The 17844-nt window shown below is 49.6% G+C and carries 20 protein-coding genes; all 20 read right to left on the bottom strand.

The genetic code is table 11. From position 1 onward, the window contains the following. Nucleotides 1–104: 104 nt before the first annotated feature. Entirely contained in the window at nt 105–1463 is a 1359-nt protein-coding gene (gene glmU / locus BZG75_RS09855) for a bifunctional UDP-N-acetylglucosamine diphosphorylase/glucosamine-1-phosphate N-acetyltransferase GlmU (protein WP_077576855.1), read from the bottom strand. Between the two features lie 152 nt (nt 1464–1615). Then, on the bottom strand, nt 1616–2038 hold the full coding sequence (locus BZG75_RS09850) for a F0F1 ATP synthase subunit epsilon (protein ID WP_077461782.1): 423 nt from the start codon (nt 2036–2038) through the stop codon (nt 1616–1618). A 19-nt stretch (nt 2039–2057) separates the two neighbouring features. After that, nucleotides 2058–3461: a F0F1 ATP synthase subunit beta gene (gene atpD / locus BZG75_RS09845; RefSeq protein ID WP_025744735.1), complete on the bottom strand. Its 1404-nt coding sequence runs from the start codon at nt 3459–3461 to the stop codon at nt 2058–2060. A gap of 36 nt (nt 3462–3497) precedes the next feature. Then, nucleotides 3498–4364, bottom strand: a complete 867-nt coding sequence (atpG, locus tag BZG75_RS09840; protein WP_025744734.1) for a F0F1 ATP synthase subunit gamma — start codon at nt 4362–4364, stop codon at nt 3498–3500. 47 nt (nt 4365–4411) lie between these two features. Next, nucleotides 4412–5953, bottom strand: coding sequence for a F0F1 ATP synthase subunit alpha (gene atpA / locus BZG75_RS09835; RefSeq protein ID WP_077576854.1), 1542 nt, complete (start codon nt 5951–5953; stop codon nt 4412–4414). A 16-nt stretch (nt 5954–5969) separates the two neighbouring features. Beyond that, nucleotides 5970–6503 (bottom strand): F0F1 ATP synthase subunit delta, encoded by a 534-nt coding sequence (gene atpH, locus BZG75_RS09830; protein WP_077576853.1) that lies wholly within the window; start codon nt 6501–6503, stop codon nt 5970–5972. 15 nt (nt 6504–6518) lie between these two features. Further along, nucleotides 6519–6989: a F0F1 ATP synthase subunit B gene (gene atpF / locus BZG75_RS09825; protein WP_077461785.1), complete on the bottom strand. Its 471-nt coding sequence runs from the start codon at nt 6987–6989 to the stop codon at nt 6519–6521. A 52-nt stretch (nt 6990–7041) separates the two neighbouring features. After that, complete coding sequence (gene atpE / locus BZG75_RS09820) at nt 7042–7293, bottom strand: F0F1 ATP synthase subunit C (protein WP_025672872.1); 252 nt, start codon at nt 7291–7293, stop codon at nt 7042–7044. Nucleotides 7294–7363: 70 nt separating this feature from the next. Next, complete coding sequence (gene atpB / locus BZG75_RS09815) at nt 7364–8152, bottom strand: F0F1 ATP synthase subunit A (RefSeq protein ID WP_025744730.1); 789 nt, start codon at nt 8150–8152, stop codon at nt 7364–7366. 8 nt (nt 8153–8160) lie between these two features. Next, the gene (locus tag BZG75_RS09810) at nt 8161–8550 is read right to left on the bottom strand and encodes a F0F1 ATP synthase subunit I (RefSeq protein ID WP_077461786.1); all 390 of its coding nucleotides are present in this window, start codon (nt 8548–8550) and stop codon (nt 8161–8163) included. 180 nt (nt 8551–8730) lie between these two features. After that, on the bottom strand, nt 8731–9621 hold the full coding sequence (locus BZG75_RS09805) for a ParB/RepB/Spo0J family partition protein (protein ID WP_077576852.1): 891 nt from the start codon (nt 9619–9621) through the stop codon (nt 8731–8733). 8 nt (nt 9622–9629) lie between these two features. Next, entirely contained in the window at nt 9630–10427 is a 798-nt protein-coding gene (locus BZG75_RS09800; RefSeq protein WP_025744729.1) for a ParA family protein, read from the bottom strand. A 13-nt stretch (nt 10428–10440) separates the two neighbouring features. Beyond that, nucleotides 10441–11067 (bottom strand): 16S rRNA (guanine(527)-N(7))-methyltransferase RsmG, encoded by a 627-nt coding sequence (gene rsmG / locus BZG75_RS09795; RefSeq protein ID WP_077576851.1) that lies wholly within the window; start codon nt 11065–11067, stop codon nt 10441–10443. 1 nt (nt 11068) lies between these two features. After that, a complete protein-coding gene (gene mnmG / locus BZG75_RS09790) occupies nt 11069–12958 on the bottom strand; it encodes a tRNA uridine-5-carboxymethylaminomethyl(34) synthesis enzyme MnmG (protein WP_077576850.1) in 1890 nt (629 codons plus the stop codon). 392 nt (nt 12959–13350) lie between these two features. Next, nucleotides 13351–13803 (bottom strand): FMN-binding protein MioC, encoded by a 453-nt coding sequence (mioC, locus tag BZG75_RS09785; RefSeq protein ID WP_077576849.1) that lies wholly within the window; start codon nt 13801–13803, stop codon nt 13351–13353. Nucleotides 13804–14022: 219 nt separating this feature from the next. Then, on the bottom strand, nt 14023–15387 hold the full coding sequence (gene mnmE / locus BZG75_RS09780; RefSeq protein WP_077576848.1) for a tRNA uridine-5-carboxymethylaminomethyl(34) synthesis GTPase MnmE: 1365 nt from the start codon (nt 15385–15387) through the stop codon (nt 14023–14025). A gap of 99 nt (nt 15388–15486) precedes the next feature. Next, nucleotides 15487–17103 (bottom strand): membrane protein insertase YidC, encoded by a 1617-nt coding sequence (gene yidC, locus BZG75_RS09775; RefSeq protein ID WP_077576847.1) that lies wholly within the window; start codon nt 17101–17103, stop codon nt 15487–15489. Between the two features lie 2 nt (nt 17104–17105). Further along, nucleotides 17106–17366 (bottom strand): membrane protein insertion efficiency factor YidD, encoded by a 261-nt coding sequence (gene yidD, locus BZG75_RS09770; protein WP_077456636.1) that lies wholly within the window; start codon nt 17364–17366, stop codon nt 17106–17108. Next, a complete protein-coding gene (rnpA, locus tag BZG75_RS09765) occupies nt 17318–17689 on the bottom strand; it encodes a ribonuclease P protein component (RefSeq protein WP_025744540.1) in 372 nt (123 codons plus the stop codon). Before rnpA ends, yidD begins: the two co-directional genes overlap by 49 nt. 13 nt (nt 17690–17702) lie before the next feature. Next, a complete protein-coding gene (rpmH, locus tag BZG75_RS09760; RefSeq protein ID WP_025672864.1) occupies nt 17703–17837 on the bottom strand; it encodes a 50S ribosomal protein L34 in 135 nt (44 codons plus the stop codon). Between the last annotated feature and the right edge of the window lie 7 nt (nt 17838–17844).

Genomic DNA, 17844 nt, shown 5'->3' with positions numbered 1-17844 from the left:
TAATAGGCTGGTTTTTATCGGGAGTCAATACCTGATTTTACCAACCGCACAACTTTTCGCCTATCAAGCTAAAAAGCCGCTGTGCACGCTCAATAGTCAGTATTCTACTTTTTTTTCGGCCGTTGCCAAGCCTCAATTGTCCTTGGTTTGGCGCGAGTGATGATTAGTTGACCATCCGCGACATCTTTACTGATGGTACTGCCCGCGCCAACGGTGACCCCTTCACCAATCACCACCGGGGCGACGAGCTGAGAGTCCGATCCAATAAAGGCATTATCTTTAATCACGGTTTTATGTTTATTGGCACCATCGTAATTACAGGTGATCACGCCAGCGCCGATATTCACGCCGCATCCCACCTCAGTATCACCAAGATACGTCAGGTGGTTGGCTTTAGAGCCTTCGCCAAGTTGGCTTTTTTTCATTTCCACGAAGTTACCCACATGGGCATTGCGTGCCATTTCAGCACCGGGACGTAGCCGCGTAAACGGCCCAACCGTGCAGTCTTCCCCGACGCTAGCACCTTCCACCACGCTATAAGGGCGAATTAAGGTGTTGTCATCAATCTCGCAATCAATCAGTACGCTTCCGGCCCCGATAGTGACGTTATCACCCAAGGTCACACTGCCTTCGATGATGACGTTGGCATCAATGGTGACATCTCGGCCACATTGCAACTGGCCGCGTAGATCAAAGCGCGCCGGATCGGTAAGCATGACGCCGCTCAGTAGCAGTTGCTCGGCTTGCATTTTTTGATACTCACGCTCAAGACGAGAGAGCTGCAGGCGGTTATTGACGCCTTCGACTTCGACGGCATTGACGGGGTGTACCGCTTGAATAGCCCGGCCTTGTTGATGCGCCAGCGCAATCACATCCGTAAGGTAAAACTCACCTTGGGCATTATTATTGTCTAGCTGCGACAACCAATGACGTAGGTCGCGCCCTGTTGCCACCAATACGCCGGTGTTAATTTCGGTGATCGCAAGCTGACTGTCAGTCGCATCTTTTTGCTCGACAATCGCGACCACTTCCCCTTTTTCACGCACAATACGACCGTAACCGGTTGGATCGTCCTGATGCACAGTTAACAGCCCAATCCCGCCCTCTGGCTGCCCTTCTAGCAAACGCGTTAAGGTTTGCTCTGAAATTAAGGGCACATCGCCATAGAGCACCAACACTTGCTCATCATCGGCGAAATGTGGCGCAGCTTGTTGCACTGCATGGCCTGTCCCGAGCTGCTCGGCTTGTAAGCACCAATTCACCGGCGAGTGAGCCAACACACGCTGCATGGTTTCACCACCATGGCCATACACTAAATGAATTTGCGAAGCGCCGAGGCTGTGGCAGGTATCAATCACATGTTCAACCATTGGTTTACCAGCCAATGTGTGAAGCACTTTAGGGGTTTGAGAATACATGCGCGTGCCCTTACCGGCCGCGAGAATAACCGCACTGTATTGCATAGTCTTTCCGTGATGAGGGTTGATTTGAATAAATAATGAGGCTCAGTGTAACGCTTTTTGGTGGTAAGACGCACCTAGCAGATATCACGTCGCGCGGCACATAAAAAAAGCGACGCCGAAGCGTCGCTTATATTCTTACCGTAAGTGCCTGATTAACGCTTGTGTTTGGTCAGTTCGATCACTCGAAGCTTCGCAACCGCTTTAGCCAGGTCACTGGCCGCTTGAGCAAAGTCGACGTCTTTATGCTGATTATGGATTTTATCCTCAGCGCGACGCTTCGCTTCTTCTGCCTTGGCTTGGTCTAGCTCTTCACCACGAATTGCCGTATCAGCCAGTACAGTGACTGTACTAGGCTGAACTTCAAGCGTGCCGCCAGAAAGATAAATAATCTCTTCGCTACCGCCTTGCTTGACGATACGCACCATGCCCGGCGTGATAGCGGTCAGCAGCGGTGTGTGTCCTGCGTGAATACCCAGTTCACCTTCGCTACCGGTCACCTGAATATGCTCGGCACGGCCAGAGAACAATTGTCGCTCTGCACTGACCACATCCAGATGGAAGGTTATCGCTGCCATATCGCCTCCTACTCAAGCCTTACAGGTTTTTCGCTTTTTCGAGTACTTCGTCGATGCTACCGCAGTACAGGAAAGCCTGCTCTGGAATATCATCGTACTCGCCACTGAGCAGGCCTTTGAAGCTTGCAATAGTATCTTTCAGCGAAACATAAACACCTGGTTGGCCGGTGAACACTTCAGCGACGTGGTAAGGTTGAGTCAAGAAACGTTCAATCTTACGTGCACGTGCAACCGTTAGCTTATCTTCTTCAGATAGCTCATCCATACCCAGAATAGCAATAATGTCTTTCAGCTCTTTATAGCGCTGAAGCACAGATTGCACACCACGTGCCATATCATAGTGGTCTTGACCTACCACCAAGGGGTCCAACATACGTGATGTCGAATCCAATGGGTCGATCGCTGGGTACATACCCATAGACGCGATGTTACGTGACAATACAACCGTTGCATCCAAGTGGGCAAAGGTGGTGGCTGGTGACGGGTCAGTCAAGTCATCCGCTGGCACGTAAACCGCCTGTACGGAAGTAATCGAACCAGTACGGGTAGACGTGATTCGCTCTTGCAATACACCCATCTCTTCAGCGAGCGTTGGCTGATAACCTACTGCTGATGGCATACGACCCAACAGTGCAGATACCTCAGTACCGGCAAGGGTATAGCGATAGATGTTGTCGATGAACAGTAGAACATCACGGCCATCATCACGGAATTTTTCCGCCATGGTTAGACCGGTCAGTGCGACACGCAGGCGGTTACCTGGTGGCTCGTTCATCTGACCATACACCATGGCCACTTTTGACTCTTCAGGGTTTTCGATATTAACAACACCCGCTTCCTGCATTTCGTAGTAGAAGTCGTTACCCTCACGAGTACGCTCCCCTACACCAGCAAATACAGACAGACCTGAGTGTTGCAGTGCGATGTTGTTGATAAGCTCCATCATGTTAACGGTTTTACCAACACCCGCACCACCGAACAAACCAATTTTACCGCCTTTCGCAAACGGGCAGATAAGGTCGATAACCTTAACACCGGTTTCCAAAAGCTCAGTGGAATTCGATTGTTCTTCGTAAGTTGGCGCTTCACGGTGAATCGAGTAGCGCTCTTTTTCACCAAGATCGCCACGCTCATCAATTGCATCACCCAGAACGTTGACGATACGTCCTAGCGTTGCTTCCCCAACAGGGACTTGGATTGCAGCCCCTGAGTTTTCTACTTCGATTCCACGACGCAGACCATCAGATGAGCCCATAGCGATAGCACGAATTACGCCACCACCTAGCTGCTGCTGAACTTCCAACACCAGACGCTCGCCTTCACGTTTCACATTCAACGCATCATATACCTTCGGCACTGCGTCTTGTGGAAACTCTACGTCGACTACCGCACCGATGATCTGAACGATCTTACCTGTAGCCATCGTTATTCCTCTAAACTAGTTCGTTAACCTTTGCCTTTACACCGCACTTGCGCCAGAAACAATCTCTGACAGCTCTTGGGTGATCGCAGCCTGACGGGCTTTGTTGTACACCAACTGCAGATCATCAATCAGATTACCTGCATTGTCGGTCGCAGCTTTCATCGCCACCATACGCGCCGCTTGCTCACTGGCGAGGTTTTCCACCACACCTTGATACACTTGTGACTCGGCATAGCGAACCAACAAGGTATCGAGCAAGGGCTTCGGCTCAGGCTCATAGATATAATCCCAAGCGTGGCTAGTCTGCATATCCTCGTCGTCTGACTTGGGCAAAGGCAGCAATTGATCGATCACTGGGGTCTGCACCATGGTGTTCTCAAATTTATTGAAAACAACATATAAGCGGTCCAGCTCACCTTCATTGTATTTTTTCAGCATCACCCCGACCGTACCGATCAGGTCTTCCAGTACTGGGGTATCCCCCAAACCAGATGTTTGTGCGACTACATTTCCGCCGTAATTGTTAAAGAAAGCAGTCGCTTTCGCCCCAACCAATGCCATATCGATCTCAGCACCTTTGTGGGTCCAGCTTTCCATATCTGTGATGACATTTTTGAACAGGTTAATGTTCAAGCCACCACACAATCCGCGGTCAGTAGAAATGATGATGTAACCAACGCGCTTGGCTTCCCGCTCTTCCAAATAAGGATGACGGTACTCCAAGTTACCCAGTGCAAGATGACCGATCACTTTGCGCATAGTGACAGCATATGGACGTGACGACTCCATGGCTTCTTGCGTTTTACGCATTTTGGAGGCTGCCACCATTTCCATCGCTTTAGTGATCTTCTGTGTGTTTTTCACACTTCCGATCTTAGTACGAATCTCTTTTGCGCCGGCCATAGTTACTCTCCGTTAGTGGGTGACCACCTAAGTGGCCACCTACAATGTTACCAAGTCTGGGTCGCTTTGAAGTCGTCCAACAGCTTTTTCAGCTGTGCTTCAACGTCATCGTTGTAAGCACCAGACTCATCAATCTGAGCAGCTAGGTCGGCATACTGCGCCTTCGCAAAGGCGAGCAGAGATTGCTCAAAGTCACCGATCTTGTTCAGCTCAACGTCTTCCAAGTAGCCTTTTTCAGCCGCAAAAATAACCATGGCCTGTTCAAAGACAGACATTGGCGCATATTGCATCTGCTTCATCAGCTCGGTCACTTTCTGACCGTGATCCAATTGCTTCTTGGTTGCGTCATCCAGATCCGATGAGAACTGAGCAAATGCAGCAAGCTCACGATATTGTGCCAAGGCTGTACGAATACCGCCTGACAGTTTTTTCATGATCTTAGTTTGCGCAGAGCCACCGACACGAGAGACCGAGATACCTGGGTCAACCGCGGGACGGATACCGGCGTTGAACAGCTCAGTTTGCAGGAAGATCTGACCATCGGTGATCGAGATAACGTTGGTCGGTACGAATGCAGACACGTCACCCGCTTGGGTTTCAATGATAGGCAAGGCGGTTAATGAACCGGTTTTACCTTTCACTTCACCTTTGGTGAACGCTTCGACATAGTGCGCGTTTACACGTGCAGCTCGCTCAAGAAGACGTGAGTGCAAGTAGAAAACGTCACCCGGGAAGGCTTCACGGCCTGGTGGACGACGTAGCAGCAGCGAGATCTGACGATATGCAACAGCCTGCTTAGACAGGTCATCGTAAACAATCAGCGCATCTTCACCGCGGTCACGGAAATACTCGCCCATTGCACAACCCGAGTAAGGCGCAAGGTATTGCAATGCTGCCGCTTCAGACGCTGAAGCCACCACAACAATGGTGTTTTTCAGTGCATCATGCTCTTCCAACTTGCGAACTACGTTGGCAATGGTTGAGGCTTTTTGACCAATCGCGACATAAATAGAGTAGATACCAGAGTTTTTCTGGTTAATGATCGCATCGATCGCCAACGCGGTTTTACCGGTTTGGCGGTCACCGATGATCAGCTCACGCTGGCCTCGGCCGATAGGGATCATTGAGTCAACCGCTTTATAGCCGGTTTGAACAGGTTGATCGACCGATTGACGAGCGATAACGCCCGGCGCAATCACTTCGACAGGCGAAGTGGTTTCGGTTTCGATCGGTCCTTTACCGTCGATTGGCTCACCCAAGGTGTTCACCACACGACCTAACAGTTCAGGACCCGTCGGTACTTCAAGAATGCGACCAGTACCGGTGACTTTCATGCCTTCTTGTAGGTCCGAATACGGACCCATCACAACCGCACCTACAGAGTCACGCTCAAGGTTTAATGCTAGCGCATAACGGTTACCAGGCAGTTCAATCATTTCCCCTTGCATCGCATCAGCAAGGCCATGGATACGAATAATACCGTCGCTGACTGACACGATGGTACCTTCGTTACGCGCTTCACTCACAACGTCGAATTTTTCGATGCGTTGTTTGATCAGATCGCTAATTTCCGTGGAATTAAGTTGCATGCTCCAATTCCCCAAATCAAGACTGCAATGCATCGCTCAGGCGGCGCATACGGCCACTTACTGAGTTATCGATGACCAAGTCTCCAGCTCGAATAATAACCCCGGCAACCAGGGCTTCGTCTACACTACAGTTCAGCTTTACTTTGCGCTCAAAACGCGTCGTTAGCTTTTCACTGATGGCTTGTTGTTGCTCTTCGGAAAGAGCCGTCGCTGACGTGACTTGCACATCAACTTCTTTTTCCAATTCCGCGCGCATGGCGAGAAACTGTTCACAAACTTCAGGAAGCGCTTTTAGACGCTTGTTTTCCGCCATCATTTTAATCAAATTTTGGCCGAAATCGTTGAGCTGATCGCCACCCACTGTGATGAAAATATCTGCTAATTTCTCGGCAGAGTAGGACGCGTCTAACATATGTCTTACGCGTTCATCACGGGCAATCTCAGCAGTAAAGGCAAGCATTTCAGCCCATTGGACTAACTCGCCTTTTTCTACCGCAAAATCAAAGGCTGCTTTCGCGTAGGGGCGAGCGAGTGTTGTCAGTTCAGACATTGCTGCCCCTCCTTATTACAGTTCTGCAGTGATTTTATCGAGAAGATCTTTATGCGCGTTCTGGTCAATAGAACGCTCAATAATTTTCTCGGCACCAATAACAGCGAGCGATGCGACTTGCTTACGCAGCTCATCGCGTGCACGGTTACGCTCTGCTTCCAACTCGGCCTTACCCTGGTTTAGGATATTGTCGCGCTCAGCAGCCGCTTCGACACGTGCCTCATCGAGGATTTGTGCTTTGCGTTTGTTGGCCTGCTCGATAATGTCAGTTGCATTGCGCTTCGCTTCTTTCAATTGATCAGAAGCGTTCGCCTGGGCTAAATCCAGGTCTTTGGCGGCGCGATCAGCCGCCGCGAGACCGTCAGCGATTTTTTTCTGACGCTCTTCAATCGCTTGCATCAATGGTGGCCATACATATTTCATGCAGAACCACACAAAGATAGTGAACGCGATTGCCTGGCCTAGCAGAGTTGCGTTGATATTCACAACGGCGCCTCCTTAATCATAAGCTAAAGGGTCTGTTCAGCTATTAGCCAGTTTACAGTTGACCTACGAATGGGTTCGCGAACGTGAACAGCAGTGCAATTACGATACCGATCATTGGAACCGCATCAAGAAGACCCGCGATGATGAACATCTTAACTTGCAGCATAGGAGCCATCTCAGGTTGACGTGCTGCACCTTCAAGGAATTTACCACCCAGCAGGGCGAAACCAATCGCAGTACCAAGGGAAGCAAGACCTACAATGATGCCCACGGCAATTGCAGAAAAGCTCAATAAAGTTTCCATCACTATCTCCAGTTTTCGTTGTCGGCTATAAGCCAATAATGACTAACAAATTGCTTTCTAAAAAATGTCATCAATGATCTGAGTCTTCGTGCGCCTGCGAGAGATACACGACGGTCAACATCATAAAGACAAAGGCTTGAATCGTAATGACTAGAATGTGGAAAATTGCCCACGGCACAGAACCCAGCCATTGCGCCCACCACGGCAGTAACGCCGCGATAAGAATAAATACCACCTCACCGGCAAACATGTTACCGAACAGACGCATCCCAAGAGAAATAGGCTTCGCCAGTAACGAAACTATCTCCAACAGGAGGTTGAACGGAATCATGATCGGGTGATTAAACGGGTGTAACGCTAGCTCTTTAGCAAAGCCACCGATCCCCTTTATCTTGATGCTGTAAAAAATCATCAAGAAGAACACGCCCAGCGCCATTGCAAGGGTGATATTTACGTCTGCAGTTGGAACCACTTTTAAATATGGAATACCCAACCAGTGTTCCGCCGGATAAGGAAGAAAATCGATAGGAATTAAGTCCATCGTATTCATCAGGAATATCCAGACGAAGATAGTCAGGGCCAAAGGTGCGATCAGCGGATTGCGTCCATGGAAGGTTTCGCGGACATTGTCATCAACGAACTCAACCAAGATTTCGACAAAACACTGAAGCTTACCCGGGACACCTGTCGATGCTTTCTTTGCCACTGATCGGAAAATGCCTAAGAAGACGATACCGATGAGGACAGAGAAAAACAGGCTATCAATATGAACCGCCCAAAACCCCTCACCGCTTGACAAGTGTGTCAGGTGGTGAGTGATGTAGCTAGACGGTGTAAGCGCATCACCTGACGCAGCCATAACTCATCCTATTTGTTGTTGTTAATGAATAAAACTGGCGCAAAGATATTAATCCCTAATGCCAGCAAATAGGCCAGTTTGAGGGGAACAAGTTCCACCTCGACATACAGGTAAGCAAGGACAAACAGGACGACGGTCAGTGAAATTTTTAAGACTTCACCGCCAAAGAAGGACGCGACCACAAATTTTGCAGCTCTTGCCCCACTAAAGAGGAAAGCACACGACGCAAACACAGCATTGGCTATCACAAAGATACCCCCACCGATTAACGCGGATTTTCCCCAGTCGACATTGATAGCAAGTGCCATCAAGATTGCCGTTGCTAATACGACGCCAGCCTGCAAAAGCACCAATTTTGTCGCGATTTCACGACCCGGCCGCGCGAGCGTCGATACCATGTATTTGTTCCTCGATTCCGTTCCACTTAGCACTGTTGCCGTGCTGGGAAAACAGCAAAAATTATACGTTTCGCCCCGACTAATGCAATCGCATCAATGTAAAAAAGCAGGGAAAATTTTACAACAGCGTAACCTGATCACAGTAAGCACTTTTATGTAACAAAAAGCGACTGGCATAAGTCACATTTCTTCGTCGAAAATTGCAAGAATTTGCGCTAACTTTTCAGATTCTTCGAAATTAATCACTAATTTCCCACTGCCGTTTTTCTGTTGTGTTAAAGCGACACTCACGCCAAATTTATCGCCTAGGCGTTGCTGAAGGGCTTCAACTTCAGGTGATAATTTAGGCTTTTTCGCTTCAACTGGTGGCGAAAGCATTTTTTTTACCAGTTTTTCTATTTGGCGAACCGTCATTTTCTTATTGACCGCGGTCAAAGCCGCATCAATTTGTACGTCGCCTTCCAGTGCCAGCAAGGCACGTGCGTGGCCCATTTCGAGTTGTTTGTTAAGCAGCAATTGCCGCACCCCGGATTCCAAACCATTTAACCGAAGTAGGTTACTAATAGTAGTCCGAGACTTTCCCAGTGACTCAGCAAGCTGTTGGTGAGTCAGTTCAAATTCATCCACTAAGCGCGCCAATGCCTGCGCTTCTTCCATTGCATTCAAGTTTTCGCGTTGAATGTTTTCAATTAAAGCGACCGCGCTCGCGACCTTATTGCTCATTTCTCGTACCAAACAAGGGACTTGCTTTAATCCTGCTTGTTTAGCGGCTCGCCAACGACGTTCACCGGCGATGATCTCATAGCGTCCCGCCGCGATCTGACGCACGACTAAAGGTTGAATCACACCTTGAGCACGAATTGACTCAGTCAGTTCTTCCAGTGCGTCTTCAGCCATGCCTTGGCGCGGCTGATATTGACCCGGCTCCAGCACGGTGACCGACAGCTGTTGTAATTCGCTATTACTGGTATCGGTCGATTCAGGGGCCACTGTTTGTGAAGACTGTGCTTGTGCACTGGTCGCCAATAGGGCGTCGAGGCCCTTTCCAAGCCCGCGTTTCGCTGAATTCATTGTTTTCCTCAGGCATTGACAGCGTCTGGCGAGGAGCGAGCTTGCTCTTCGCGACGCAGAATTTCACCCGCAAGGGCGAGGTAGGCTTTAGCACCGCTCGATAGTTTGTCGTAGTACATGGCGGGTCGGCCATGACTTGGCGCTTCCGCGAGCCGCACATTGCGGGGAATCACTGTACGATACACCTTATCACCGAAGTGTTTTTTGATCTGATCCGATACTTCGGTCGCTAATCGGTTTCTTGGGTCGTACATAGTGCGCAAGACACCTTCAACGTGAAGGTCGGCGTTCACCACGCTTGCCAGCTTGCTAATGGTATCCATTAAAGCAGTCAGTCCTTCCAGGGCAAAGTACTCACATTGCATCGGGACAAGAACGGAATTAGCCGCAGTCATCGCATTGATGGTCAGAAGGTTCAGTGAAGGGGGACAGTCAATAAAAATATAATCATAACGGTCAACGACAGTCTCGAGCATCGTGCGTAGACGAACCTCTCGAGCGAACACTTCCATGAGTTTTATTTCTGCTGCTGTCACATCACCGTTGGCTGCGACAAGGTGATAACTTCCCGCCGTATTTTCAACCACAACTTGTTCGAACGGTGTTTCTTCAATGAGTAGGTCATAGGCCGTTGCATGGACATCGTACTTATCGATGCCGCTCGCCATGGTCGCATTGCCTTGTGGGTCCAAATCGATCAGTAGCACCTTGCGATTGGTGGCAGCCAGTGATGCTGCGAGATTGACACTCGTGGTGGTTTTACCCACGCCGCCCTTTTGGTTTGCTACCGCGATAACTTTACCCACGTGCTTTCGACCTCTACTCGTTACTCTTAGCTCTCAAGATTACTAGATGACGCGCCCCTTCCAATCCCGGTACCTTCAAAGCTTTGATATCGGTCACAGAACAATCAGCAGGAAGCGCATCAATTTCTTGTTGGTCCACTTGTCCTTTCAACGCATAGAAGCATCCTTGCGCATGCGGTAAGTGGTGACACCAGCTCACCATGTCGCTCATCGATGCAAAGGCGCGACTGAGTACAGCATCAAATCCATGCTCAGGGGTAAAGTCTTCCACCCGACTTTGGACCGGGGTCACATTTGTCAGCCCAAGTTCGTGAAGAACTTGGCGAATAAAACGAATCCGTTTACCCAAACTGTCCAATAGGGTGAACTGTTTGTCCGGATTAGCAATGGCCAATGGGATGCCTGGTAGTCCCGGTCCTGTGCCGACATCGATAAACTGTTGGCCTTTGAGGTGGGGCGAGACAACGAGACTATCAAGAATATGTTTCACCACCATGTCGTCAGGATGACGGACCGAGGTTAAATTGTAAGCTTTATTCCATTTGTGCAGCAGACGCACGTAGTCCAGTAACTGCTGTTGCTGTTGTGCTGACAGGACGAGGCCAGCTTGCGCCAGCCCATGTTCGAGTTGTTGTTCCATTTTATGCCCCTTTTTTCAGCATGCCTTGCTTTTTCAAATGGACAAGCAAAATGGAGATCGCCGCCGGCGTGACGCCAGAGATACGTGAAGCTTTACCCACGGTTTCAGGGCGCGCATCGGCGAGCTTACCTTTCACTTCATTCGATAAACCTTTTATGTGGTCGTAATCGAGATCAGTGGGTAATTCGGTATTTTCATGACGTTGTGATTTAGCAATTTCATCTTGCTGACGGTCAATATACCCCGCATATTTCACCTGAATTTCCACCTGTTCACTGGCTTGCTGATCCGCATGAGCTGGTTCAAAACTTGGCAATGTCACAATATCGCGATACCGCAACTCAGGACGACGCAGGAGATCCTCGCCATTCGCTTCGCGTGTTAACGGTGTTTTGAGCATCGCGTTCAGTGCTGCCACATCGTCAGAATGGGGATGGATCCATGTGCCACGTAACCGTTGACGCTCTTGCTCCATGTTTTCCATTTTCTGGTTAAAACGCGCCCAGCGCGTATCATCGACCAAACCGAGCTCACGGCCTTTTTCCGTCAAACGCATATCCGCATTATCTTCACGCAGCAATAGGCGATACTCAGCACGCGACGTAAACATACGGTAGGGCTCTTGCGTGCCCATGGTAGAGAGATCATCAATCAATACGCCCATATACGCTTGGTCGCGACGCGGGCTCCAACCGTCTTTGCCTTGTGCTTGCAGCGCCGCGTTACATCCTGCCAGCAAGCCTTGAGCCCCCGCTTCTTCATAGCCGGTGGTGCCGTTGATTTGTCCGGCAAAGAATAACCCGCTAATAAATTTGGTTTCTAGTGTTTGCTTAAGATCGCGGGGATCGAAAAAGTCATACTCGATCGCATAACCTGGGCGGATCACTTTGGCGTTTTCAAAGCCTTTGATCGATTGAATGATCCCCATTTGCACATCAAACGGTAAGCTGGTGGAAATACCATTTGGATACAGCTCATTGCTGGTTAGCCCTTCAGGTTCAACAAAGATCTGATGTTTGTCTTTGTCGGCAAAGCGCATCACTTTGTCTTCAATCGATGGGCAATAACGTGGACCAATCCCTTCAATGACACCGGCATACATTGGGCTTCGAGATAAGTTTTCTCGAATCACGTCATGGGTTTTTTCATTGGTATACGTGATATAGCAAGGCATTTGTTGAGGATGTTGACTGACATCGCCCATAAACGAAAAGACCGGACGTGGTGTATCACCATGTTGGGTTTGCATCACTGAGAAATCGACTGAGCGCGCATCGATACGCGGTGGCGTTCCCGTTTTTAAACGATCGACGCGAAACGGCAGTGCACGTAGGCGATCGGCGAGCTTGTTCGACGGTGGATCTCCAGCGCGCCCTCCGGAGTAGTTATCCATACCAATATGGATTTTTCCACCTAAAAAGGTACCGACAGTCAACACCACAGTGGTTGCGCTGAATTTCAGTCCCATTTCTGTTTCTACCCCAGTGACGCGATCCTGATCGACGATCAAATCCACCACGGCTTGTTGGAAAAGGGATAGGTGTGGCGTGTTTTCCAGGGTATGGCGGATCGCCGCTTTGTACAACGCACGATCAGCTTGTGCTCGTGTTGCTCGTACTGCGGGTCCTTTCGACGCGTTCAGGGTTCTAAACTGGATCCCGCCTTTGTCGATAGCTTGCGCCATCGCGCCGCCTAAGGCATCAATTTCTTTTACCAGGTGTCCTTTCCCGATCCCGCCAATTGCAGGGTTACACGACATTTGTCCCAAAGTGTCGATATTATGGGTTAATAACAACGTTCTTTGATTCATTCGAGCGGCGGCTAGTGCTGCCTCGGTACCAGCATGGCCACCACCCACAACGATGACGTCAAAGTGATCCTGGTAAAACATGATTAAAGCCTCAACCTGGTTAAGTGTTTGCGCATGAACTAAGCAAAAGGGGCGACATTCTAGCGCTTTTTCTCTCAACAAGGAACCAAACCTTGATCCTGATCTTCTTAAGGCTTTCGCTTTATATATATAAGATCTTTATATAGATCCTTTATTAGATCTACTACTAAGGAAGCGGATCTCAGTGGATAAGCGGTAAAAGATCATTGAGATCAAGGATCTTGGAACGATCACTTTCTGTGGGTGGCCTTGGATCGGATCCTGTATCACCTGGGATCAAAATGCCCTTTTATCCACAGGGCGATCAGAAAGAAAAACTATCAAATGGATAACTAAAGGAAGATCACTGGGTTATTCCTTAGTTATCCACAGTCTGTTTGATTAATTATTGTTCACTTAGATGCCTGAAGTAATGGCTCCCAATCGGTTAACCAGCGTTCCGCTTCATCTTCAGGAACCGGATGAGCTTGAATATCGATGTCGATTCGTTCGCCAATTTTGACGGCCCCGAGATCTTGTAATAGGGCGTCTGCTTTCATGCCAGCTTCACAAAAGGTGTCATAACTAGAATCGCCAATGCCAACCACCCCGTATTTCAACGCACGTAGCATCGGACGTTCGGTCATTAGCTGTTCCATCAAAGGGGCGATGCTCTCGGGGAAGTCGCCAGCGCCATGAGTCGATGTGACGACTAAGAGCGTGCTGGCGCCCAATACATCATCAAGGATCCCCTCATTGATAACCGCCGTTTGGTACCCCTTTGCCTGCAGTTGATCTGATAGGTGATCGCCAACATATTCCGCGCCACCCAAGGTACTGCCTGTAATAATTGTTATATTGGTCATATTATCCTCACGATTAAGAGTCTCTTGCCTAGTATTGAGACCTTGTTCCTGGGAGTCAATTCTTGCTGAATATTGCGGGTATCTTCGGGGATGCAGTCGAGGGGATCATGGTGAAAACTATGGGGATAACTTATGATCTTATAACAAGGATAACCCCGATCAACACAGTAGGATAAAGGGATCCTTTGTGTAAGGATCCCGTGATCAGATTGGGGATAATTATTTGCCGATACAAAATGAGGAGAAGATTTTTCCTAATAAGTCATCGGCACTAAATTCGCCAGTAATGGTGTTGAGGTACTGCTGGGTCAAGCGTAACTCTTCCGCCAATATTTCACCGGCCATGTAACCTTCTAGTTGTGTTTGACCAATGTCCAGGTGTGCGGCTGCACTGGCGAGTGCGTCTAAGTGGCGGCGACGTGCCATAAAACCCCCTTCACTGCCTCCTGCATAGCCCATACAGGCTTTGAGGTGTTGGCGGAGTGCATCGACGCCTTGGCCTGTTTTAGCGCTAAGGCGGATAAGCGCTGGGTGGTTGGTATCGCAGTGGCCCATAGGCTCGCCCGTCATGTCGGCTTTATTGCGGATCACCGTCATGCCCATATCTTGGGGTAAACGGGACACAAAGTCCGGCCAGATATCATGTGGATCGGTAGCGTCAGTGGTGGTGCCATCCACCATAAATAAAACGCGATCTGCTTGTTCTATTTCGTCCCACGCTCTTTCCACGCCGATGCGTTCGACCTCGTCGGTAGCGTCACGTAGGCCCGCGGTATCAATAATATGCAAAGGCATACCGTCGAGATGAATGTGTTCACGCAGCACATCGCGAGTGGTCCCGGCAATGTCGGTGACGATGGCACTGTCTTTCCCCGACAAGGCATTGAGTAAGCTCGATTTACCTGCATTTGGGCGGCCAGCGATTACCACTTTCATTCCTTCACGCATGATGGCGCCTTGGTTGGCCTCTTTACGCAGTGTGGCGAGGTGCTCAATAATGTGATTGAGATCGTTGGCGACCTTACCATCGGAGAGAAAATCGATTTCTTCATCGGGAAAATCAATTGCGGCTTCGACGTAAATGCGCAGGTGAATGACCTTTTCCACCAGCGCGTTCACCTGGCTAGAGAAGGCGCCTTGTAGCGACTGTAGCGCCGAACGTGCGGCTTGCTCAGAGCTGGCATCAATCAAGTCAGCAATGGCTTCTGCTTGCGCGAGATCCAACTTATCATTTAAAAAAGCGCGTTCAGAGAATTCTCCCGGGCGAGCGGCTCGTACCCCGTCAAAGGCGCTAATCCTTTGGATGAGCATATCCATGATAACGGGGCCACCGTGGCCTTGCAGTTCAAGCACGTCTTCGCCCGTGAATGAATGAGGGCCTTTAAAGAATAGCGCGATGCCTTGATCGATAGGCTGACCATCCTGGTCGAGAAAGGGGAGGTAGTCAGCACGACGAGGCACCAGCTCACGTCCGGTCATATTTTTGCCAATCTCATGGGCGAGGGGGCCAGACACGCGAACGATTCCCACGCCGCCCCGGCCAGTTGCTGTGGCTTGCGCCACGATAGTGTCTGTTTGAGCCATAATGCACACTCTATGATTGCAGTGACAGGCCTGTGGGCCATTAACGTGAAAAAGGCGACCGTCAGGTCGCCTTTTTATTATTGCTTGAAGCGGCCTGAGTTACGAGCGCGAATGCAGGCCTTTTTTCTCCAAAGACTTATAGATTAACGTCTGTTGGATCAGCGTGACTACGTTCGATACCAACCAGTATAGAACCAGACCGGATGGGAAGAACAAGAAGAAGAAAGTGAAGACCACGGGCATAAAGGTCATGATCTTCTGCTGCATCGGATCGGTGACCGTGGTTGGGCTCATCTTCTGAATCAGGAACATAGACGCCCCCATCAACAGAGGTAGCACATAGAAAGGGTCTTGTGCTGACAAGTCTTGAATCCAACCAAAGAAAGGTGCGTGACGTAGTTCGACCGATTCCATCAATGCCCAATAGAGTGCAATGAAGATCGGCATTTGCAGCACTAGCGGCAGGCAGCCACCCAGCGGGTTCACTTTTTCGCGCTTGTACAGCTCCATCATTTCTTGGCTCATGCGCTGGCGGTCGTCACCAATACGCTCTTTCATTTCTTGCAGTTTAGGCTGCAGCATGCGCATTTTCGCCATCGAGGTGTACTGCGCTTTAGTAAGCGGGTACATGGCACCACGGACGATGAAAGTTAGCATGATGATAGCCAAGCCCCAGTTACTGACGAAGCTTTGAATCGTCGAGAGCAACCAGTGCAAAGGCTTGGCGATAAACCAGAGCCAACCATAGTCGACCACAAGATCCAAGCTTGGCGCTACGGCGGCCATTTGTTCTTGCAGTTTCGGGCCAACCCATAGCGTTGCCGTTAGGGTCTTACTGGTACCAGCAGGAATGGTGTCACTGGTTTTGGTCTGAATATAACCGTATTGCGAGGTGGTACGTGTGCTCAACACATTATTGTCGGCTCGTGGGATCCACGCGGTGGCAAAGTAGTGTTGAATCATGGCCGCCCAACCTTGATCAAAGGTTACGCTGAGATTTTTGCTTTCCATGTCATCAAAGCTGTACTTCTCGTAACGCTTGTCGTCCGTTGAGTAAGCGCTGCCGCGATAAGTCGGCATGGTTAGGCTACCACCATCATCCAGCAAGTTTTGTTTGAGCTGGGTGTACATAGTGACGCTGGCATTCGCATCGGTTTGGTTATTGATTGTATGCTCAACGTCTACCGCATAACTACCACGTTTAAATACAAAGGTTTTGGTATAACTGATCCCTTCTTTTTCGACGGTCATCGGGACGCGCAAAGTGTCTTGATCGTCTGAGAGAGAGAAGTCGTTCTGGGTCACCTGGTATTGTGCGCGGCCTTCAGCGGTATCAATGCCATTGGCACCAATTAAACCACTTTGGGCGACAAAGGTATGATCTGGCTTAGTATGTAGCAGGGTGAAGGCATTATCAGAGTCCAGCTCAGCATCGTATTGTGGAAGCTCGGCATGGACAACATCACCGCCTTGCGTATCAATTTTCAGTGTTAATACGTCGGTTTTGATGGTGACGAGCTTGTCAGAGACAGGCTGTGCATCAAGAGACGTGGTATCGTTACCGTCATTGCTGCTTGGCACGTCACTGTGAGTCGTTTGCTGCTGCTCAACGCCCTGTCCCTGCGGCTGCGGGGATTCTGGTTTGCTCCATTCCATGTATAGCATGAAAGAAACGAACAATAGGGCAATCAACAGGATATTGCGTTGGGAATCCATTGTTAATTGTCTCTGTTATGGTGGTCGCAAGGCGGTACAGGATCGTAGCCGCCATCATTCAAAGGGTGGCATTTTAATAGACGTTTGCCTGCCAACCAACACCCTTTTATCACACCATGGGATTGAATCGCCATGATGGCGTAATGGGAGCAGGTTGGTGTGAACCGGCATCGTGGCCCAATTAATGGGCTAATCACCAGTTGGTATCCCCGAATCAGCGCGATGAGCGCTTTTTGCGCGGCGGTCGCGACAAACGTTGCCATAACTTGTCCAATTCGTCTCGCAGCGCTTGATTACTCAGGTTGTTGGCACTTTTTTTCGCGATAACCACAAAGTCTTTCGCCGGCAGTTGATGCTGACGTAAACGAAAACTCTCGCGAACCACACGTTTAAAGCGGTTGCGATCAACGGCAAGTTTGATTTGCTTTTTCGGGACAGCTTGACCGAGACGTGGGTGTTCGAGCGCGGTGTTTCTGGCGAGTATAGTCAAGTGCGGCGAACCTGCGCGATGAGGTTGCTGAAAGACGGCACTGAAATGTTCGGGAGTTAGCAGACGTAACTCCCGAGGATAAGCGAGCTTATTCACAAATCACTACGGATTATTTAGAAAGCTGCTTGCGGCCTTTCGCACGGCGAGCGGCAATGACCTTACGGCCGTTCTTAGTCGCCATGCGCGCACGGAAACCGTGAGTGCGCTTACGCTTTAGAACTGAAGGTTGAAAAGTGCGTTTCATGGTTTCT

This window comes from Salinivibrio sp. AR640 (assembly GCF_001995405.1).
Lineage (GTDB): Bacteria > Pseudomonadota > Gammaproteobacteria > Enterobacterales > Vibrionaceae > Salinivibrio > Salinivibrio costicola.
Note: the sequence above shows the minus strand (reverse complement) of the source record. Positions and strands in the feature narration are given on the sequence as shown.